Origin of the sequence: Aeromonas rivipollensis (assembly GCF_010974825.1) — a bacterium.
Classification (GTDB): domain Bacteria; phylum Pseudomonadota; class Gammaproteobacteria; order Enterobacterales; family Aeromonadaceae; genus Aeromonas; species Aeromonas rivipollensis.
Genome location: NZ_JAAILA010000013.1, coordinates 11,708 through 33,022 on the forward strand (window position 1 = coordinate 11,708; position 21,315 = coordinate 33,022).

The 21,315-nt window shown below is 64.1% G+C and carries 17 protein-coding genes; 14 read left to right on the forward strand and 3 right to left on the reverse strand.

All coding sequences use genetic code 11. The annotated features are described in order from the left end of the window. Positions 1 to 38: 38 nt before the first annotated feature. The 8 genes from G4923_RS09760 (at position 39) to G4923_RS09795 (ending at position 10,724) form a co-directional block, all read left to right on the forward strand. Positions 39 to 1,658: a carboxyl transferase domain-containing protein gene (locus G4923_RS09760; protein WP_163136859.1), complete on the forward strand. Its 1,620-nt coding sequence runs from the start codon at positions 39 to 41 to the stop codon at positions 1,656 to 1,658. 10 nt (positions 1,659 to 1,668) lie between these two features. Further along, positions 1,669 to 2,523 (forward strand): enoyl-CoA hydratase-related protein, encoded by an 855-nt coding sequence (locus G4923_RS09765; protein WP_163136861.1) that lies wholly within the window; start codon positions 1,669 to 1,671, stop codon positions 2,521 to 2,523. Further along, entirely contained in the window at positions 2,520 to 2,657 is a 138-nt protein-coding gene (locus G4923_RS09770) for a hypothetical protein (protein WP_163136863.1), read from the forward strand. The genes G4923_RS09765 and G4923_RS09770 overlap by 4 nt, the downstream gene beginning before the upstream one ends. Next, positions 2,654 to 4,615 carry an acetyl/propionyl/methylcrotonyl-CoA carboxylase subunit alpha gene (locus G4923_RS09775; protein ID WP_163136865.1) on the forward strand — a complete coding sequence of 654 codons (1,962 nt, stop codon included), beginning with the start codon at positions 2,654 to 2,656 and terminating at the stop codon, positions 4,613 to 4,615. Before G4923_RS09770 ends, G4923_RS09775 begins: the two co-directional genes overlap by 4 nt. Continuing rightward, positions 4,612 to 5,583, forward strand: coding sequence for a hydroxymethylglutaryl-CoA lyase (locus G4923_RS09780; RefSeq protein ID WP_163136867.1), 972 nt, complete (start codon positions 4,612 to 4,614; stop codon positions 5,581 to 5,583). Before G4923_RS09775 ends, G4923_RS09780 begins: the two co-directional genes overlap by 4 nt. A gap of 69 nt (positions 5,584 to 5,652) precedes the next feature. Next, a complete protein-coding gene (locus G4923_RS09785; protein WP_111912089.1) occupies positions 5,653 to 6,066 on the forward strand; it encodes a MerR family transcriptional regulator in 414 nt (137 codons plus the stop codon). 307 nt (positions 6,067 to 6,373) lie between these two features. Next, entirely contained in the window at positions 6,374 to 9,274 is a 2,901-nt protein-coding gene (locus tag G4923_RS09790) for a DUF748 domain-containing protein (RefSeq protein WP_205597155.1), read from the forward strand. Between the two features lie 853 nt (positions 9,275 to 10,127). Next, entirely contained in the window at positions 10,128 to 10,724 is a 597-nt protein-coding gene (locus G4923_RS09795) for an acetate uptake transporter (RefSeq protein WP_163136871.1), read from the forward strand. A 78-nt stretch (positions 10,725 to 10,802) separates the two neighbouring features. Here the strand turns inward: G4923_RS09795 and G4923_RS09800 are convergent, their stop codons facing one another. Together G4923_RS09800 and G4923_RS09805 are read right to left on the reverse strand one after the other, a co-directional pair. Further along, on the reverse strand, positions 10,803 to 11,612 hold the full coding sequence (locus tag G4923_RS09800; protein ID WP_163136873.1) for a M90 family metallopeptidase: 810 nt from the start codon (positions 11,610 to 11,612) through the stop codon (positions 10,803 to 10,805). Positions 11,613 to 11,631: 19 nt separating this feature from the next. After that, on the reverse strand, positions 11,632 to 12,063 hold the full coding sequence (locus G4923_RS09805) for a GNAT family N-acetyltransferase (RefSeq protein ID WP_163136875.1): 432 nt from the start codon (positions 12,061 to 12,063) through the stop codon (positions 11,632 to 11,634). Positions 12,064 to 12,375: 312 nt separating this feature from the next. Here G4923_RS09805 and G4923_RS09810 point away from each other — a divergent pair, with 312 nt between their 5' ends. After that, positions 12,376 to 13,872, forward strand: coding sequence for an alanine/glycine:cation symporter family protein (locus G4923_RS09810; RefSeq protein ID WP_163136877.1), 1,497 nt, complete (start codon positions 12,376 to 12,378; stop codon positions 13,870 to 13,872). Between the two features lie 73 nt (positions 13,873 to 13,945). Here the strand turns inward: G4923_RS09810 and G4923_RS09815 are convergent, their stop codons facing one another. Beyond that, positions 13,946 to 14,752, reverse strand: coding sequence for a crotonase/enoyl-CoA hydratase family protein (locus tag G4923_RS09815; RefSeq protein WP_163136879.1), 807 nt, complete (start codon positions 14,750 to 14,752; stop codon positions 13,946 to 13,948). Between the two features lie 160 nt (positions 14,753 to 14,912). On the opposite strand from G4923_RS09815, the gene G4923_RS09820 reads away from it, so the two are divergent. The 5 genes from G4923_RS09820 to G4923_RS09840 all read left to right on the forward strand — a co-directional run bounded on the left by G4923_RS09820 (position 14,913) and on the right by G4923_RS09840 (position 21,203). Beyond that, entirely contained in the window at positions 14,913 to 16,700 is a 1,788-nt protein-coding gene (locus G4923_RS09820) for a putative nucleotidyltransferase substrate binding domain-containing protein (protein ID WP_163136881.1), read from the forward strand. 2 nt (positions 16,701 to 16,702) lie between these two features. After that, on the forward strand, positions 16,703 to 17,329 hold the full coding sequence (locus G4923_RS09825) for a 3'-5' exonuclease (protein ID WP_163136883.1): 627 nt from the start codon (positions 16,703 to 16,705) through the stop codon (positions 17,327 to 17,329). Between the two features lie 106 nt (positions 17,330 to 17,435). Next, entirely contained in the window at positions 17,436 to 17,747 is a 312-nt protein-coding gene (locus tag G4923_RS09830; RefSeq protein WP_163136886.1) for a DUF485 domain-containing protein, read from the forward strand. Next, entirely contained in the window at positions 17,744 to 19,399 is a 1,656-nt protein-coding gene (locus G4923_RS09835; RefSeq protein WP_139745698.1) for a cation acetate symporter, read from the forward strand. Before G4923_RS09830 ends, G4923_RS09835 begins: the two co-directional genes overlap by 4 nt. Before the next feature lie 211 nt (positions 19,400 to 19,610). Continuing rightward, complete coding sequence (locus G4923_RS09840; protein WP_106886930.1) at positions 19,611 to 21,203, forward strand: ABC-F family ATPase; 1,593 nt, start codon at positions 19,611 to 19,613, stop codon at positions 21,201 to 21,203. The last annotated feature ends 112 nt before the right edge of the window (positions 21,204 to 21,315 follow it).

Below are 21,315 nucleotides of genomic sequence, written 5' to 3' on the forward strand. Positions count from 1 at the left end.
CCTGCCATCGGCAACAACAACCAGATGGGAGAGAACGCATGAGCCAGATCCACTCCCGCCTGGATACAACGAGCGCCGACTTTGCCGCCAATCGGGAGGCCATGCAGGCCCTGGTTGCCGATCTCAACGCCCGCCTCGCCGAGATAGCCCAGGGCGGCGGGGCCGCCAACAACGCCCGCCATCAGGGCCGTGGCAAGCTGCTGCCCCGCGAGCGCATAAATCAATTGCTGGACCCGGGCTCCCCCTTCCTCGAGCTCTCGGCCCTGGCCGCCTGGCAGGTCTATGAGGAACCCGTGCCCGCCGCCGGCATCATCACCGGGCTCGGCCAGATTGCGGGCCGGCTCTGCCTGCTGGTGGTGAACGACGCCACCGTCAAGGGGGGCACCTACTACCCGCTCACGGTGAAAAAGCACCTGCGGGCCCAGGCCATCGCCGAGCGGCTGCGCCTCCCCTGCCTCTATCTGGTGGATTCCGGCGGCGCCTTCCTCCCCATGCAGGACGAGGTGTTCCCCGACCGGGAGCATTTTGGCCGCATCTTCTACAACCAGGCCCGCATGTCGGCCCAGAATATCCCCCAGCTCGCCGTGGTGATGGGGCTCTGCACCGCAGGGGGCGCCTATGTGCCCGCCATGGCGGATGAGTCCATCATGGTCAGGGAACAGGCCACCATCTTCCTGGCGGGCCCGCCCCTGGTCAAAGCCGCCACCGGCGAGGAGATCAGCGCCGAGGCCCTGGGGGGCGCCCTGGTGCACTGCGCCCACTCCGGGGTGGCCGACCACCTGGCCGAAGACGATGCTCATGCCCTGGCCATAGCCCGCACCCTGGTGAGCAATCTGGGGGAAAACAGCATGCCAGCCTCGGGTTTGCCTTCATGCCACCCAAGCTACGATGAGCCCCTCTACCCCATAGAGGAGCTCTACGGCCTGGTGGGTACCAGCCTCAAGCGCCCCTATGACGCCCGTGAGCTCATCGCCCGCCTGGTGGATGGCTCCGTGTTCGACGAATTCAAGGCCCTGTTCGGCACCACGCTCGTCACCGGGTTCTCCCGCATCCAGGGCATGCCCGTGGGGATACTCGCCAACAACGGCGTGCTCCACAGCGACAGCGCCCAGAAAGGCGCCCACTTTATCCAGCTCTGCAACAGGCGCGCCATTCCCCTGCTGTTTTTGCAAAATATCACCGGCTTTATGGTGGGAAGCCAAGCCGAGCGGGAGGGGATCGCCAAGCACGGCGCCAAGCTGGTCACCGCCGTCGCCTGCAGCAGGGTGCCCAAAATAACCCTGCTCGTCGGGGGCAGCTTTGGCGCCGGCAACTATGGCATGTGCGGCCGCGCCTATGAGCCCGATTTTCTGTTCAGCTGGCCCAACAGTCGCATCTCCGTCATGGGGGGCGAGCAAGCTGCCAACGTGCTGGTGCAGGTGCGCCGGGACAAGCTGGCGGCCGACGGCAAGACCCTGGGGGAGCAGGAGGCGGACGCCATCCGCGCCCCCGTCATCGCGCAATATGAACGCCAGGGGCACCCCTACTACGCCAGCGCAAGGCTGTGGGATGACGGCGTCATCGATCCCGCCCAGAGCCGCACCGTGCTGGCCCTGGCGCTGGCCGCCTGCCAAGGGGCCAAGCCCGGGCCCGAGCAATACGGCATCTTCAGGATGTAAGGAGTTCGACATGTCCGATCCACTGTGCAATGACCCCCTGGCTGGCTGTCGGCTTGAGCGCCACGGTCCGCTGGTTGAGCTGGTGCTGGCGCGCCCCGCCCGCCACAACGCCCTCGATGCCGATCTGATGCAGGAGCTGCTCGATTGCCTGGATGATCTGGCCCATAGCCACGGCCAGCCACTGGCCGAACGCCCCCATGTCCTGCTGCTGCGGGCAGAGGGCAGGCACTTTTGCGCCGGTGCCGATCTCAACTGGATGCGCAACCAGCTCAATGGCGACTTCGATCCCAGCTCGTTTGAAAAAAACCGGGAGGATGCCCGGGTGCTGGCCAGGCTGATGCAAGCCCTGGACGAGCTGCCCTTCCCCACCGTGGCCCTGGTGCAGGGGGCAGCCTATGGCGGAGCGCTCGGCCTGCTCTGTGCCTGTGACATAGTGCTGGCCAGCGACGACGCCCGCTTCTGCCTCTCAGAAGTGAGCCTGGGGCTGGTGCCTGCGGTGATCAGCCCCTATGTGGTGCGCGCCATGGGGATGCGCCAGGCCCGCCGCTACATGCTGAGCGCCGAGCCCTTCGATGCCATCACCGCCTGCCGCCTCAACGTGGCGCACCGGCTCTGTGCGCCGGAGAAGCTGCTCTCGGAGGGACGGGCTTTAGGCATGCGTCTGTGCCGCAACGGCCCCCAGGCGATGAAGGAGACCAAGCGACTGCTGGCCGCCATCGAACACCAGCCTGGCCATCAACACGAAGAGATAACCGTCGAGACCATAGCCCGGGTGCGGGTCGGACTCGAAGCCCAGGAGGGGATGCAGGCCTTCTTCGACAAGCGCCCCCCCAACTGGCGCCCCCGTTTCAAGGATGAGACATGACTCCATACCAACCCATCAAGCGCCCTCTTGTCGCCAACCGCGGGGAGGATAACCGGGGGACGAATCAACGCCTTGCCCCCCACGATCTCTTCATGAACGAGTGTGCCTTTATGAATAACGAGGAGCAGACATGACAGATCAGGCTCCCATCAAGCGCCTGCTGATCGCCAATAGAGGCGAGATAGCCGTGCGCATCATCCAGACCGCCCGCCGCCTCGGCATTCACACCATAGCCCTCTACTCGGACGCCGACGCCCGCGCCATGCATGTGCGGGAAGCGGACGAGGCCTGGCACCTGGGGCCTGCCCCCGCGCGGGAGAGCTACCTCGATGCCGCCAAGGTGCTGAAGATTGCCCGCGAGGCCGGGGCCGATGCCGTGCACCCCGGCTACGGTTTTCTGTCGGAGAACAGCGACTTTGCCAGCGCCTGTGCACAACAGGGGCTGCGCTTTATCGGCCCGAGCGGCGCCGCCATCCTCGCCATGGGGGACAAATCCGGCGCCAAGGCGTTGATGCAGGCGGCCGGCGTTCCCGTGCTGCCCGGCTATCACGGCGCGGATCAGACGCCGGCCCTGTTGCGTTATCAGGCGCACCAGGTCGGCTTCCCCCTCCTTATCAAGGCCGCCAGCGGCGGCGGCGGCAAGGGGATGCGCCGGGTCGAGCAGATAGACGAGTTTGACGCAGCCCTGGCGGCGGTTAAACGGGAAGCCCTGGCCGCCTTCGGGGATGACAGTGTGCTGCTCGAGCGCTATCTCGCCCGCGCCCGTCACGTGGAGGTGCAGGTCTTCGCCGATACCCTCGGCAACGCCATCTACCTGGGGGACAGGGACTGCTCCTTGCAGCGCCGCCACCAGAAGGTGATAGAAGAAGCCCCCGCCCCCAACATAGCCCCGGCGCTTCGCCAGGCCATGGGTGAGGCCGCCGTGGCCGCCGCCCGGGCCATCGACTATGTGGGGGCCGGTACCATCGAATTTCTGCTGTGCGGGGAGGCGTTCTTCTTCATGGAGATGAACACCCGGCTGCAGGTGGAGCACCCTGTCACCGAGGCCGTCACCGGCCAGGATCTGGTGGCCTGGCAGCTGGCAGTCGCCGAGGGCAAGCCCCTGCCGCTCACCCAGGAGGAAGTGGTGCTGCGCGGCCATGCCGTGGAGGCGCGCCTCTACGCCGAGGACGTAGGCGCAGGCTTCTTGCCCGCCAGCGGCCCCATCCATTGGCTGCGCTGGCCACAGGGGGTACGCATCGACACCGGGGTCGCCGCGGGCGATGAGGTGAGCCCCTATTACGATCCCATGATCGCCAAGCTGGTCGCCCACGGCCAGAGCCGCGCCGAGGCCTTTGCCAGGCTGGCCGATGCCCTGGCGGCCCTGAGTCTCGGCCCCCTGGTGCACAACGGCCCGCTGCTGCTGCGCCTGTGTGAGGAGCCGGATGTGCTGGCCATGGCACACCACACCCAGTGGCCCATTCCCACCGAGCCCTTGGGTACCCCGGACCTTGCCTGGCCGCTGGCCACCCTCTGGCTCGCCAGTCGCACCGGTCCCTCCCCCTGGCAGCAAGCCCCCGGTTTTCGGCTGGGTCAAAGCAAAAGCTGGACAGCAGCAGTTCGGATCGGCGAGGAGGCCCGGGTGCTGACCCTGGCCGAGCGCGCCGGTCGGCTCACCTGGCAGGGGGAAGCCTACCCCTATGAGCTGGGCACTGATCATATCCGCCTGCAGCGGGCGGGCCGCTGGGTGCGCTGCCCCGTCACCCCGGCGGCAGAGGCCGCCTTAGTGCTGCAACTGGATGGCAGGCGCATTCCCTTCGCCGCCGATGATCAACGACATAGGCAACACCATGATCACGAAACAGCCCAGGGCGCCCTGGCCCCCATGCACGGCATTGTGGTGGCGCTGCTGGTCGAGGTCGGGCAATCCGTCAGCAAGGGGCAACCCCTGCTGGTGCTGGAGGCGATGAAGATGGAACATGTCTTGAAAGCAGACAAGGAGGGGGTGATCACCGCCCTCTGCTGCCGCCAGGGGGAGCAGGTGAGTCAGGGTGCAGTCCTGGTGCACTTTGCCGACCCGAGCGCAGAGAAGGCTCAGGGAGGTGCAGCATGAGCAAGGAGCATGGCACGCCCGTCGACAGGGTCAGTCTGGTGGAGGTGGGACCGCGGGATGGGCTGCAGAACGAACCCCGCCTGTTGTCGCTGGCGCAGCGGCTTCTGCTTATCAACCGCCTCGCCGAGAGCGGCCTGCAACGGATCGAGGTGGGGGCCTTCGTCTCCCCGAAGCGAGTGCCGCAGATGGCAGACTCCGCCGAACTTTTTGAGGCCCTGCCCCGCAAGGGAGCGACCCGTTACGGCGCCCTGGTGCCCAATTTGCAAGGTCTGCAGGCCGCGATCCAGGCCAGGGTCGACGAGATTGGCCTCTTCACCGCCTGCTCAGACGGCTTCACCCGCGCCAATATCGGCATCAGCGTGGAGGAATCCCTGGTGAGCTTCGCCCCGCTGGTGGCGGAGGCGCGCCGCCTCGGCATCAAGGTGCGGGGATACCTTTCCACCGTCATCGCCTGCCCCTATGACGGCCCGACCCGCCCGAAACGGGTCGCAGCCCTGGCCGAGCGGCTGCTGGATCTCGGCTGTCACGAGATCTCCCTTGGTGACACCATAGGAGTCGGCACCCCTGGCACTGTGGCGCCCATGCTGGATGCTGTGCTGCACGAAGTCCCGGCCGGCCGGCTCGCGGTGCACTTTCACGATACCTATGGCCAGGGGCTCGCCAACCTGCTGCCGGCGCTCGAGCGCGGCATCCGCACCATAGACTGCTCTGTGGCGGGGCTCGGTGGCTGCCCCTATGCCCCCGGCGCCTCCGGCAACGTCGCCTCGGAAGAGGTGGTTTACCTGCTGCACGGCCTTGGCATGAGCACAGGAGTGAACCTCGACAAGCTGGCCGCCACCGGCCAGTGGGTGAGCGAGCAGCTCGGCCGCCCCAACGGCTCCCGGGTCGGGCAGGCGCTCCATGCCAGGGCCAGAGAGCAGCAGCCAGGACTCGATGAGATAGCACAAGGAGAGTGCCATGACCCCTGAAAGCGCCCCCGCCAGGAAGAGCGGCAGCATGTCGTCATGTCAGGAGGTAACCCCATGCAGGATCAGGCCATGAGAGCCGGCAGCTTCTGCGGCAAGGAGCGAACCTACAGCATCTCCGAGCTGGCTCAGGAGTTCGACATCACCCCGCGCACCATCCGCTACTACGAGGACGAGGGGCTGATCACCCCGGCCCGGGAGGGGCAGACCCGCATCTACAGCCACAAGGACAGGATCCGCCTGAAATTGACCCTGCGTGGCAAGCGGCTCGGCTTCAGCCTGGCGGAGATCCGCGAGCTGTTCGACATGTATGACACCGACCGCTCGAGCCGGATGCAGCTGCACTCCATGATCCAGCTCATAGAGGCGCGGCGCCACTCCCTGCGCCAGCAGCTCGAAGATATCCAGATGGTGATGGCCGAGCTGGATGCCGCCGAGCAGCGCTGCATTCACTCCCTGAGCGGCTTGAAGACAGACGCGGATTGACCCGCTACGGGGAACCTTTGCCCCCAGCACAGATGGGGCCAGGGTGCAGGCAGGCGCCCTGGCCCTGACAAGGCCCGCCTGCCCGGCTCCCTAAGCCCCGCTGGCCTGCGCACAGCCCATCAGAGCGGGCGTGAAAGGCTGCCGACGGCTCAATATCCCTCCCATCCCGAACAAAAAGGCAGGGCCCCACTCTGGCGCAGGAGGCCGAGCCTTGCTCAATAATTCGGCTAACCCGGACAGAGCAAGGCGCAGCCCGAGAGCCATACCATGATCGAACGGCGATTAATTGCTACCATGTGCGCATCAAATGGAGACCATCATGCTCAAGCCTCTGCCCGCTCGCCTGTTGCGTTACGCCCTCTATCTCTGCGCCGGTCTGCTCATCTGCGTCTCCATCTTGCTCTGGCAGGCCCCCAACCTCATCCAGCGCCACCTGCCGGGCTGGCTCGCCACCCATTATGGTCTGCAGCTCACCCTGGGGAAGATAGAAGTCGGGCTGCGCTCCCCCTCCCTCACCCTGGGGCCCAGCGCCCTGCTCGATGAGCAGCAACATCCCCTGGTGTCGTTCGACGGGTTGCGGCTCATACCCAGACTAAAGGAGAGCTGGCGCCAGAGGGCCCTGGTGCTGGAGGAGCTGACCCTGACCGCCCCCAGGGTGGATCTGATGCGCCTGGAGGACAACAAGGGAGAGGTTCGTTGCAACCTGACCGAGGCGCTCGCCCCTTTGCTCTCGCCAGTGCAAGAGCAGACGCCACCGACCGCCACCGAGCCCGTGGTGGTAAGCATCGGCAAGCTGGCCCTGGTCCAGGGCCAATTCCACTACCGGGATAGCCGCAAGCAGCGCAGCCCGGGCTGGGTACCGCCCCTGACGCTCGGCAAGATCGCCCTGCAACTACCCGATTTTTCCAGCGCACCGACGGCCCTCAACCGCTACCAGCTGAGTGCGACCCTCAATGAGAAGAGCCCCCTCAAGGCCGACGGTGAGTTCAACATCATGACGGGGGCCGGCAAGGGGCAGCTCAGCCTCGGCAAGCTGGCCCTCGCCCCCTTGGCCCCGCTTTGGGCCCCCTATGTCAAGGCCACACTGGCCAAGGGAGAGGCCAGCGCCGAGCTGGCGTACCGGCTCACGTCAGGCAAGCAGGGGCTGGCATGGCAGATCTCCAAGGGCAAGCTGACCCTGGCCAACTGGCAGCTCAAGAGAAACAAGGGAAGCGAATTCGCCCGCTTCAACCAGCTGGCCCTGACCGGGATCCGGGTCGATGGCAGCAAGCAGTCCCTCGAGGCCGGGGCCCTCACCCTCAAGGCCCCCGCCGTCACCGCCGTGCTCGATGAGAAGCAGCAACTGGACCTGGCCGCGCTGCTGATCTCGCCGCCCAGCACCAAAGCGGCGGTCAAACAGCCGAAAGCGAGCAAGCCCTGGCGCTGGCAGCTCAAGCAGGCCCGCATCAGCCAGGGGGCGCTCAAGCTGACCGAGTCCAGCAGCGGCAAGCCCCTGCTGCGGGATCTCTCGGGGTTGGAGCTCACTCTGGGGCCCCTCGGCAGCCAACCCGGCCAGAGCAGCCCCCTCACCCTGAAGGGCACCCTGCATCCCCAGGCGACGGTGGCCTTTGATGGCACCCTGGATCTTAGCCCCTTAGCCCTGAACGGCACCCTCAAGCAACAGGGCTTGCCGCTCACCCTGGCCCAGCCCTATCTGCAGGATCTGCTGCGCATCAGCGTGCGGGACGGCCAGCTTGCCAGCCGCACCAAACTGGCCCTGGCCACCGATGACAAGGGGGCCCTCAGCAAGCTGGACATCAGCGGCGGGCTCGACATCGAGGGGCTCGACGTGCTGGATCGGGCCGACAACCAGCGGCTGCTGCAGATAGACAAGCTGCAACTGAGCGGCCTCCACTATGACGGCATCAGCCAGCAGCTGAAGATAGCCGACATACTGCTGAGCAAACCCTTCGCCCGCATCGAGATAAGCGAAACTGGGGTCACCAACGTCCAGCAGTTGCTGCTGCCGCAACCGGCCAGCAAGCAGAGCGCGCCCGCACCGCACATCCTCATCGACCAGGTCCGCACCACCCAGGGCAACCTGCGATTTGCCGATCGCAGCCTGAGCCCGGAATTCGTGGTGGACATCGCCTCCCTCGCGGGCCAGAGCCGCCACATCACCAATGTCCCGGGGCAGCGCTCCGAGCTCGACTTCAACGGCAAGGTGGACAGATATGCCCCCGTCACCATCAAGGGGGGTGCCAACCTGCTGATCGCCGATCCGGTGCTCGATGTCGCCGTGGCCTTCAACAACCTGGAGCTCACCACCTTCACCCCCTACTCCAGCACCTATGCCGGCTACGCCATCGACAAGGGGCAGCTCTCCATGAAGCTCAACTACAAGCTGCAGGGCAACCGGCTGGAGGGGGACAACGACATCACCATCAAGAAGCTGCAGCTCGGCGAGAAGGTGAAGAGCGAGCAGGCCAAGGATCTGCCTCTGGGCCTTGCCATCGCCCTGCTGAGCGATGCCAGCGGCGTCATCAAGATGAACCTCAAGGTGAAGGGCAACCTGGATCAGCCGGATTTCAGCCTGGGCAACATCTTCTGGGACGTGCTCGGCAACACCCTCGGCAAGGCCATCACCTCCCCCTTCTCCCTGCTGGCCTCCCTGACCGGCGGCACCAAGGACCTCGATGAGCTCCCCTTCCTGCCAGGCGATCCCGCCCTCACCCCGACCCAGCAGAGCAAGCTGACCACCCTGGCCCAGGCACTGAAAGACAGACCCAGGCTCAGCATGAACATCCGCGGCAAGGTCAACTTCAACCAGGAGCGCCCCATATTGCAGCGCCAGAAGCTGGAGCGGGTGCTGGCCAAGATCACCGGCAGCCCGGTGGATCTCGCCCTGCTGGAGCAGGACCCCGCCCTGCAGAGTGCCCTGGCCGAGGCTTATGAGGCCAAGTTCAGCGAAAACCTCGGTACCCTGGCCGATCGCCTGACGCTCCCGGCGCAGAGCCCGGCTCTGCGCGCCCAGGCGGTGATCCTGTTGCGGGACCAGCAGCTGATCACCGCCAAGTCCCTGCGCAACCTCGCCATGCGCCGGGCCCAGAACACCAAGGAGTATCTGGTGGATACCCAGGGCATCACGCCGGATCGCCTGTTTGTGCTCGACAGCCAGGTCAAGGAGACGGACAAGGAAGCCAAGGTGGTCCTCACCCTGGATAATTGAGCCGCGATGATGGCCCCGCTAAGGGGGGATTTCCCCCCTTCTGGTTCCTCTTCTCTGATCGCCGCTTAGCTCGCCTCCTTGCTAGCCGCACGCCCTTGGCCCTGCGCCATTCCTCCCCAGTGAAGAGGCTGACAAGCCGGCACCTGTCCACCCCATGGGAAGATGGGCAAACCCGGCGCGCCACACCGGCCTCCTTCCTGGCGGTGGGCAGACCGCCTCTGTGTGCCCGCGCCCTCCCCTCAAGCCGGTTGGCGGCAAATACGCGCGCCTTCCTTCTTGTCCCGCCTTGTCCCGCGCTTTCTGGAAGAGAATTCTCGGCTTCGCTGGCCGGATCCCTGTGTCGGGACCAGCAGCGCCACACTCTCCTCTATCCAGCCTCTGTCCGGTCCCAAGTACGCCCCTGCCTGGCGTAGGGACCAGTAACGCAACTCCGGCCTCAACCCTGCCCCAGGGACGTATTTCCTGCGAAACAGGGCGCTGGCAACACCATGCAGCGGAAGGCTCTGGGTCATCAAAGGGTGTTGAACAACTCTTGTCTGATGGCATATGAGATGAATTTTCCACCCGGGCGTCACTTGCTCAAGGGCGAGGCGGTACCCACAACCCGGTCATAGCGGCAGAGGCGTATTTTGTTGCCCGCTTTCATTTCGGAAGCCGCGCATACAAAAAAGCAACATTGAAAACGTTATCCATTCACCTGTCGTCTACCTGAATGGTACGAATGGTTGGTCACTTAAAATTTCGTGTCATTTTTTTACCATTTAGCCCCCTCACCCCCTTGCTCGGGACCAAGAGCCTGCCTAAAATCGCGCGTCTTTTATCAACCCCCACCTCTATTTTTGGAGAACGCCACGTGAGCGAAAAATTGGCCAACCCTGCCCCTCTGGGTCTGATGGGTTTCGGTATGACCACCATTCTGCTGAACATCCATAACGCAGGTTTCTTCCCCATCAGCGCCATGATCCTGGCCATGGGCCTGTGCTATGGCGGTCTGGCCCAGATCATCGCCGGTATCATGGAGTTCAAGCGTGGCAACACCTTCGGTGTCACCGCCTTCATCTCCTACGGCACCTTCTGGTGGAGCCTGGTGTTCCTGCTGGTAATGCCGACCATGGGTCTGGCCGAAGCCACTCCCCACGCCTACATGGGCTGGTACCTGCTGATGTGGGGCATGTTCACCCTCTTCATGCTGGTTGGCACCGTCAACTTCCCGCGCGTGAAGCAGTTCGTGTTCGCCTCCCTGACAGTGCTCTTCTTCCTGCTGGCCGCCCGTGACTTCACCGGCAGCACCCTGATCGGCACCATCGCCGGTTTCGAAGGCATCATCTGCGGCGCCAGCGCCATCTACCTGGCCATGGCCACAGTGATCAACGAGCAGTTCGGCCGCACTGTGCTGCCGATTGGCGATCACAAGAAAGCCGCTGCCGTGTCGCTCAAGGCTGCCGCATAATCTGCCGCGCCCTGGCGCTCGCGCCCATGCAAAAGGCACCCTCGGGTGCCTTTTGTTTTTCTGTCGCCGCAATGCCGGTCAGCTGTGCTGCTCGGCATCCCCCGCCAGCAATCGGGTGGCCGGGAAGCGGGCGGCAGGCTGCTGACCATAGAAGCGGGCGAGCTGCTCGTAGACGGCGGGATAGACGGCCCGCAGACGCAGGGGCTCGGTGAAGAAGCTCTCGCTACACACCGCGAAAAACTCGGCGGGGTGGGTGGCGGCATAGGGGTCTATCTGCGTCACCTCTCCCCTGGCCAGCTCTGCATTCATCTCATCGAACGCGCTCTGCAGCGCCTGGGTCCATTGCCGCTGATCCATGCCGCTCGGGAGCGGCGGCCCCCCGTCGGCATCCCCCCCCAGCATGTCGAGCTTATGCGCCAGCTCGTGGATCACCAGGTTGAAGCCATCCCAGTCCCCATCCTGCTGCAGTTCGCTCCAGGCCAGCACCAGGGGCCCCTGAGGCCAGGATTCGCCGGCGTTCTCCTCCTCCCACTCGCTCACCAGCCCGAACTCGTCCTGCACCTCCTGGCGGCGGGTAACGGGCTCGGGGATGATGATCACCTCGTGAAAGCCGCGATACCACTCCAGCCCCAGATGCAAGATGGGCAGCACCGCCTGCAGGGCCAGCACTCCCTGCTGACGGGGGCTGAGCTCGACCCCGAGCTGGGTCAGCGTCTTGCGGGAGAGGAAGTGGCGGGCCAGTTCAATCAACTGCTGCTCTTCATCCTGGGAGAAGCCCTGCAAGATGGGCACGGCCGCCAGGGCCTGCTGCCACTCCAGCGCCTGCGGGGCATGACGCTCCCCGGGAGAGGCAAGACCGAATACCGCTTTCAACCTGGACCAGAACACACAGACTCCTCATGCCACATCAGAATAATTTCACGAACCGTTTCGGCCGCTCGCCATACCCTTGCGCCAGGTAGAAGCGGTGAGCCCCCTCGCGCTTTAGGCTGCTGGAGAGCTCCAGCTGGCTGCAGCCCGAGGCCAGCGCCCGCGCCTCGGCCTCTGCCAGCAGCAGGGCGCCAATGCCGCCACTCCTTGCACCTTCATCGATAACCAGCGCCGAGATCAGGCCCCAGGCTGGTGCAAGGTGCACGGGTTGCAGCCGATGCCAGATCAGCACCCCCACCATGTCCCCATGGCGCTCTGCCACCAGCACCTCCCGAGCGGGATCCGGCTCGGCCAGCCGTCCGTCCACCTCCTCGCCCGGGATGGGATAACCCAACTGTGCGAACAGTGCTGACAACAGGGCGCCATCCCCCCGCTCGGCGAGACGAATGGTGCAGTTATCTTCTCTCATTGTCACTCCTGGCCTCCTATTTGCACTGTGCCCTGCGGGCTCCTGGATCTGGAAAAGATGCACCTGATGGGTAAGTTCCGAATCTTGTCCAGTTCCACGCACCATTTGTTAATGTCAATTCACAAATTAACAAAGTGACAACACTTTTCACTAGGAAGGGCCGATACAAACCGATATGTTAAATCCCGCGGACTAACCAGTCGAAAGTCCCGCACAATACTGAGTGGCCCCCTTGGTCACCGCATATTTCAATGTTAAGGGAGCGAGGCATATAGACCTCGCCAAGACAGCGCAACAAAGGAGTTGTTGTACATGAATGAGATCGTCAATGCCATCAATGGCGTGATTTGGAGCCCAGCGCTCATCTATCTGTGCCTGGGGGTGGGCCTCTACTTCTCCCTGCGCAGCCGTTTCCTGCAACTGCGCCACATGAAAGAGATGGTGCGCCTGATGTTCCAGGGCAAGGGCAACGATGCCGGTGTCTCCTCCTTCCAGGCACTCTCCATGACCCTGGCCGGTCGGGTCGGTACCGGCAACATCGCCGGCGTCGCCACCGCCATCACCTTCGGGGGCCCGGGCGCCCTGTTCTGGATGTGGATGGTCGCCTTCCTCGGCGCCAGCTCCGCCTTCGTGGAGTCCACCCTGGGTCAGGTCTACAAGGAGAAGATCAACGGTGAATACCGCGGCGGCCCGGCCTTCTACATCGAGAAAGGGCTCGGCATGAAGTGGTACGCCTGGACCTTCGCCATCGCCACCATCTTCGCCTGCGGCGTCTTGCTGCCTGGGGTGCAAGCGAACTCCATCGGCTCCAGCCTGCAGACCGCCTTTGACATCGATCCGAACGTCACCGCCGCCGGTCTGGCGCTGCTGCTCGGCTTCATCATCTTCGGCGGCGTCAAGCGCATCGCCAACTTCGCCAGTACTGTGGTGCCCTTCATGGCGCTGGGCTACATCATCGTCGCCTGCGTCATCATCGCCCTCAACATCGGCCAGCTGCCGGGTGTGATCCTGCTGATCTGGAAGAGCGCCTTCGGGATGGAAGCCGGTTTCGGTGCCATCCTGGGTCTGGCCATCATGTGGGGCGTCAAACGCGGCGTCTACTCCAACGAAGCGGCTCAGGGCACAGGCCCGCACGCCTCCTCCGCCGCCGCCGTGAGCCACCCGGCCAAACAGGGCCTGGTGCAGGCGTTCTCCGTCTACATCGACACCCTGTTCGTCTGCTCCGCCACCGGCTTTATGCTGCTGATCACCGGCCTGTACAACGTACAGGGACCGGACGGCGCCGCCATCTATACCGGCATCGCCGGCATCGCGGCCGGTCCCGGCTATGTGCAGACCGCCATGGAGAGCATGATGCCCGGCTTTGGCAACTACTTCGTCGCCATCGCCCTGTTCTTCTTCGCGTTCACCACCATAGTGGCCTACTACTACATCGCCGAAACCAACATCGCCTTTATCAACCGCAAGATTAACCGTCCCTGGCTCACCTTCCTGCTGAAGATTGCGCTGATGGCGGCCACCGTCTATGGCACAGTCAAGACCGCCGATCTGGCCTGGGGTCTGGGTGACATCGGGGTCGGCCTGATGGCCTGGCTCAACATCGGCGCCATACTGATGCTGCAAAAGCCCGCCTTCGCCTGCCTCAAGGATTACGAGGCACAGCTGGCACAGGGGGTTGATCCCGTGTTCCACCCGGAGAAGCTCGGTATCAAGAACGCGGATTACTGGATTGACAACCGCGCCGAGGTCAACCTGATGCGCGAGCAAACCGGCCACCCCTTCGAGGCGGACCCGGATACCGTCAAATAATCAGACGGCACAATGCAAAATGGCAGCTTAGGCTGCCATTTTTATTTGTGCTCTCTTGAGAGTGAGCGCCGGTTCAGAGCGCGTTGCGGCGGGGTCCGAACGGCAGGCGCCAGCGAAACAGGCTGTTGAGGGTCGCCCGCCACTGATTGGGGCGCCCCAGGATCTGCTTTTGCAACCGGGTCTCTTCCTTCAGCATCACCTCATCGCTGCGGGCCCAGGCCTGATGGTAGAGCTGTTTGATCCCCGCCAGCGCATCCGGCGACTTGGTGATCAGGGTCCTGGCGAACTCCCGCGCCGCGTCGAGGGGATCCTCGCAGACCCGGCTCACCAGCCCGAGCGCCCGCGCCTCATGGGCATCCAGCTCGCGGCCGCTCATGGCCAGTTCCATGGCGGTGTCCACCCCCATCAGATTGCGCAGGGTGACGCTGCCACTCATGTCGGGGATGATGCCCCACTTGATCTCCATCACCGAGAAGCGGCAATCCGGGGTGCTGAAACGAAAATCGGCCCCGAGCGCAATCTGCAGGCCGCCGCCGAAACAGACCCCCTGGGTCACGGCGATCACCGGCACCGGCAACTGGTGCCAGCCATAGGCGACCCGCTGGGCCAGGTTGGTCGCCTCATCCGCCTCGCGTCTCAATATTTCCAGGGCCGCCACCGGCTGTCTCAGCATGGATTTCACATCCAGCCCGGCGCAGAACGCCCGCCCCTCGCCGTGCAGGATCACAGCCCGCAACCCCTTGTGGCGCGCAAGCTGGTTCAGCGTCTCGTCGATGGCGCCGAACATGGTCCTGTCCAGCGCATTGAGCTTGTCCCCCCGGGTCAGCATCACCTCTGCGATGCCGTCCCGGATCTCGCACCTGATCCTTGGCTTGTCCATTTCCTTCCTCTTCCTTGTGCCAACACTGGTCATACCACAACGTTACCAGAGTGGTATCGGCAGGTACAGGGAGGCCAGCCCGGCTCTGCGACTAAAGTCGGCTGGCCCCGCCCTGGCCCCTTTGCCAGACTGGCCCCATGCCCACAGGCCGAGAGTTTTCATGTCACTTCTGTTCGATTTTGCCCGCCCGCCCTTTGACTGCCTGGACGAGGCGGCCCGTGAACGGCTCGGCCAGCGCCTCAGCATCTGCTACTTTCGCGCCGGCCAGACGGTGCAACAGCCCGGGGATGAGCCCGCCGGCCTCTACCTCGTCATCAAGGGCGCGGTGGAAGAGTCGGCACCCCACCAGCCCTTCGGCGACTATGGCGTGGGGGACATGTTCGATGTGCGCGCCCAGTTCGACGGCCGCTGCCGCCATCGTTTCAGCGCCCTGGAGGACACCCTCTGCCAGCTGATCCCCCGCGACACCTTCCAGGGGTTGTGCGACGCGCACCCCGCCTTTGCACACTATTTCACCGCCACCCTGGCCGAGCGTCAGCGAGAGCAGGAGCGCCGCGGCCAGCTCGGGCAACAGAACCTGGCGGAATTCATCCTGACCCGCATCGACCCCGGCCACCTGCAGCCGCCCCTGCAGCTGGACAGCCAGACCAGTCTGCTGGCCGCCAGCGAAGCCATGGCCAGCCGGGGCACAGATTGCCTGCTCTATCCCGCCGCTGACGGCAGCCTTAGCCTCGCCACCCGCAAGACCCTGCTCCATGCCCTGACCCTCAAGGGTCTGCCCCTGACGGCGCCGCTGGCGGTGCTGACCCCGGCGCCGCTGATCGGCCTGACACAAGGCAGCTATCTGTTCGACGCCCTGCTGCTGATGACCCGCCACCGCATCAAGCGGCTGGTCATCTGGCAGGGGCAGGAGGTGGCGGGGATACTGCACCTGACCCAGGTGCTGGGACTCTTCTCCGCCCACTCCCATGTGCTGACCCTGCGCATCGCCCGGGCAGACAGCCAGGCGGCCCTGGAGGCGGTAGCCAGGGAGCAGCAGCAACTCATTCGCACCCTGTTTGCCCAGGGGATCCATACCCTGTTTCTGATGAAGCTCATCGCCACCATCAACGAGCAGTTGATCGCCAAGGCCTTCGCCCTGGTGATCCCCCCCGAGGTACAGGAGCAGGTGTGCCTGCTGATGCTGGGCTCGGAGGGGCGCGGCGAGCAGATCCAGAAAACCGATCAGGACAACGCCCTGATCCTGCCGGATGGCCTGCATTGGCCAGACCGCCAGGCCGATCTGGCCGCCTTCAGCGCCCTGCTCGCGCGGCTCGGCTATCCCCCCTGCCAGGGGAAGGTGATGGTCAGCAATCCAGAGTGGGTCAAGGGTGCCCGGCAGTGGCGGGCTGAGATAGAGCAGGCATGCGTGCGCGCCAGCGAGGCCGATCTGCTGTGGCTCGCCACCCTGGCCGATGCCCAGGCCATCATGGGGGATCGCCCCCTGCTCGCCCCCCTCGCCCGCCACCTGAGAGAGCGCCTGGCCGACAGGCCGGATCTGCTGGCGGAGATGGCCCGGGCGGCGGTCGCCTTCCACACCCCCCTCACCCTCTTTGGCCGGCTGGAGCAGGCCCCCGAGGGGCTGGATCTCAAGCGTGGCGGCCTCTTCCCCCTGGTGCACGGCATGCGCGTGCTGGCCCTAGAGGCAGGAGTGCTGGAGACCTCGACCCTGGGGCGGATCGACGCCCTGGTGGCCGCGGGGCGCCTCAGCCCCGACTATGGCGCCAACCTGGCGGAAGCCTTCCGGCTCTTCATCCGCTTGCGACTGCGCAGCCAGCTCAAGGATGGCGACAGCCGGGTACAGGTCGCCGAACTCGCCCACGGGGAGCGGGATCTGCTGCGCCATGCCCTGCATCAGGTGAAGAAGTTCCAGCAATGGCTCACCTTGCACTTTCGTCTTAGGCAATAGGCATGTGGCACCACTGGCGACGTCGTTGGCTGGGTCGGGGCTTTTGGGACGGGGAGTTTGCCCCGCTCTTTGCGACGCCCCCAAAGGAGGAGTGGGTGGCGCTCGATTTCGAGACCACCAGCCTGGATCCCGCCAAGGCGGACATTGTCTCCATCGGGGCTGTGCGCATCCAGGGCAACCGGGTGTTGACCGGCGAAGCCCTCACCATCAGGGTGCAGCCACCGGCCAGTCTGAGCGCGCAGTCCGTGGTGATCCACGGCCTGCGCCATCAGGATCTGCAACAGGGCATGACGCTGGAGGCCGCGCTGCGCCTGCTGCTGGCCTTCATCGGGCCCCGCGAACTGGTGGGCTACCACATCGCCTATGACCTGCGGATCCTCAATCTGGCCTGCCAGAAACTGTGGGGGCTGACCTTGCCACAGCGTGGCATAGAGGTGAGCCGGCGCTATCACGACCACCTCTATCGACGCTATCCCGACGCCGTCATCGACCTGCATCTGACCGCCATCTGCCAGCACCTGGGGTTGCCGCCCCTGCCCCTTCATGACGCTCTGAGTGACGCCACCGCCGCCGCCCTCATCTTTCTGCGCCTGCATCAGGGCGGCCCCCTGGCTTATCCCAAAGTCTAATTGTTCGAAAATAACATTTTCTTCACATTTTGATTACATGAGCAGCCCCCTGCTCGGTAGGGACACCCTTCAATCACAGCTGACACAACCGTCACGGAGAACTGCAATGGAACAGCAACGTTATCTGAGGATCCAGCAAGATCCCAACTTCAAGGAGCTGGTCAGCAAACGCCAGCGTTTCGCCTGGACCCTCTCCATCCTGATGCTGGGGCTCTACCTGGCGTTTATCCTGCTCATCGCCTTCGCCCCGGGCTGGCTCGGCACCCCGCTCAGCGAAGGCTCCAGCATCACCCGCGGCATCCCGGTTGGCGTGGGCCTCATCCTCTCCTCCTTCGTGCTGACCGGCATCTATGTGCTGCGGGCCAACGGCGAATTTGACGAGCTGAACCAGAAGATCCTCAAGGGAGTGCAATCATGAAAGGCAAGTCTCTGCTGCTGCTCACCGGCCTGGCCTCCACTCCCTTGCTGGCGGCCGATGCGCTGACCGGCGAGGTGCAACGCCAGCCCCTCAACATCTCGGCCATAGTGATGTTCGTGGCCTTCGTGGCCGCCACCCTCTTCATCACCTACTGGGCCTCCAAGCGCAACCGCTCGGCCTCCGACTACTATGCGGCCGGTGGTCGCATCACCGGCTTCCAGAACGGTCTGGCCATCGCCGGTGACTACATGTCCGCCGCCTCCTTCCTAGGCATCTCCGCCCTGGTCTACACCTCGGGCTATGACGGCCTCATCTACTCCATCGGCTTCCTGGTGGGCTGGCCCATCATACTGTTTCTGATCGCAGAGCGGCTGCGCAACCTCGGCAAGTACACATTCGCCGACGTGGCCTCCTACCGCCTCAAACAGACCTCGGTACGCAGCCTCTCCGCCAGCGGCTCCCTGGTGGTAGTGGCCCTCTACCTCATCGCCCAGATGGTGGGTGCCGGCAAGCTCATCGAGCTGCTGTTCGGCCTGCAATACCATGTGGCCGTGGTGCTGGTCGGCATACTGATGGTGCTCTACGTGCTGTTCGGCGGTATGCTGGCCACCACCTGGGTCCAGATCATCAAGGCGGTCATGCTGCTCTCCGGCGCCTCCTTCATGGCCATCATGGTGATGAAGTCCGTCAACTTCGACATCGGCGCCCTGTTCAGTGAAGCGGTCAAGGTCCATGCCAATGGCGCCGCCATCATGAGCCCGGGTGGCCTGGTGGCCGACCCCATCTCCGCCATCTCCTTAGGGCTGGCCCTGATGTTCGGCACAGCAGGTCTGCCCCACATCCTGATGCGTTTCTTCACCGTGAGCGACGCCAAGGAAGCCCGTAAATCGGTGTTCTATGCCACCGGCTTCATCGGCTACTTCTACATCCTGACCTTCATCATCGGCTTCGGTGCCATCCTGCTGGTCAGCACCAACCCGGACTTCAAGGACGCCACCGGCGCCCTGCTGGGAGGCACCAACATGGCCGCCGTCCATCTGGCCGACGCCGTGGGTGGCAGCCTGTTCCTCGGCTTCATCTCCGCCGTGGCCTTCGCCACCATACTCGCCGTGGTCGCCGGGCTGACCCTGGCGGGTGCCTCTGCGGTCTCCCACGACCTCTATGCCTGCGTCATCAAGGAAGGCAAGGCCAACGAAGCCGACGAGCTGCGCGTCTCCAAGATGACCACACTAGTGCTGGGCGTGGTCGCCATCGGTCTGGGCATACTGTTCGAGAAGCAGAACATCGCCTTCATGGTGGGCCTGGCCTTCTCCATCGCGGCAAGCTGCAACTTCCCGGTGCTCTTCCTCTCCATGTTCTGGTCCCGCCTTACCACTCGCGGCGCCGTCTACGGTGGCTGGCTGGGCCTCATCAGCGCCGTGACCCTGATGATCCTGGGCCCGACCGTGTGGGTGAAGGTGCTGGGCCATGCCCAGGCTATCTTCCCCTACGAGTACCCGGCGCTCTTCTCCATGGGGTTGGCCTTCGTCGGGATCTGGTTCTTCTCGGTCACCGACAAGTCCCAGAACGCCAGCGAGGAACACCAGAAGTTCTTCCCGCAATTCGTCCGCTCCCAGACCGGGCTCGGTGCCTCCGGCGCCTCCGCCCACTAAGGTTGTCTGACCGCCCCAAAGCCGGCCCTGTGCCGGCTTTTCTTATTCTGGGCCTCACCTTCGCCTCCCCTTTCCCGTCCTCCCGGCAAGTGGCGGCTTTCTCGCCAGCCGGCCCCCGGTGCAATGGGCCCCGATCACAGTTCTTGCTAAAACTTTCGGGGGATCTGTGCCATAATGCGCGCCATTTGACAGACAACCTGGGACATCTCCTTTGTTAAGCAGCAACAACATCACCATGCAGTTCGGCGCCAAGCCGCTGTTTGAGAACATCAGCGTCAAGTTTGGCGGCGGCAACCGCTACGGCCTCATAGGCGCAAACGGCTGTGGCAAGTCCACCTTCATGAAGATCCTCGGCGGCGATCTGGAGCCCACTGGCGGTAATGTGAGCCTGGACGTCAACGAGCGCATCGGTAAGTTGCGCCAGGATCAGTTCGCCTACGAAGAGATGCGCGTGCTGGACGTGGTCATGATGGGCCATAGCGAGCTGTGGGCCGCCATCGCCGAGCGCGATGCCATCTATGCCAACCTCGAAGCGACCGACGACGACTACATGAAGGCCGCCGAGCTGGAAGGCCTGGTCGCCGAGTATGACGGTTACACCGCCGAGGCCCGTGCCGGCGAGCTGCTGCTGGGTGCCGGCATCCCCATCGAGCTGCACAACGGCCCCATGAGCGAAGTGGCCCCGGGCTGGAAACTGCGGGTGCTGCTGGCACAGGCGCTGTTCTCCAACCCCGACATCCTGCTGCTGGACGAGCCGACCAACAACCTGGACATCAACACCATTCGCTGGCTGGAGCAGGTGCTCAACGATCGTGAAAGCACCATGATCATCATCTCTCACGACCGTCACTTCCTGAACTCCGTCTGCACCCACATGGCGGATCTGGACTACGGCGAGCTGCGCGTCTACCCGGGCAACTACGACGAATACATGACGGCGGCCACCCAGGCCCGCGAGCGTCTGATCTCCGACAACGCCAAGAAGAAGGCCCAGATTGCCGACCTGCAATCCTTCGTCTCCCGATTCAGTGCCAACGCCTCCAAGTCGAGCCAGGCTACCTCCCGCCTCAAGCAGATCGACAAGATCAAGATTGAGGAAGTGAAGGTCTCCAGCCGTCAGAACCCCTTCATCCGCTTCGAGCAGGACAAGAAGCTGTACCGCAACATCCTGGAAGTGGAAGGGGTGTCCAAGGGTTATGGTGAGGCACCGCTGTTCAAGGGCCTGAGCATGATGCTGGAAGTGGGCGAGAAGGTCGCCATCCTGGGTACCAACGGCATAGGTAAATCCACCCTGATCAAGACCCTCATGGGCGAGCTGGCACCGGACAGCGGCACCATCAAGTGGTCCGAGAACGCCCAGATCGGCTACTACGCCCAGGATCACGCCGACGATTTCGACACCGATCTCAACGTGTTCGACTGGATGGCCCAGTGGAAACAGGCCAACGAAGACGAGCAGGCGGTACGCTCTGTGCTGGGTCGTCTGCTGTTCACCCAGGACGACATCAAGAAGCCGGTCAAGGTACTCTCCGGTGGCGAACAGGGTCGCATGCTGTTCGGCAAGCTGATGATGCAGCGTCCCAACATCCTGATCATGGATGAGCCGACCAACCACCTGGACATGGAATCCATCGAATCCTTGAACCTGGCGTTGGAGATGTACCAAGGGACCCTGATCTTCGTCTCTCACGACCGTGAGTTCGTGTCGTCCCTGGCGACCCGCATCATGGAACTGACCGAGAACGGTATCCGCGACTTCGGCGGTACCTACGAGGATTACCTGCGCAGTCAGGGCGTGGTGTAACCCCCCGGGTTTTCCATCATGAAACCGGCGCCAATGGCGCCGGTTTTTTTATGCCTCCTTGATCACGCCCCCACTGGGGATAGGGAGAAAGCGCGCTGTTATGCCCTATCCG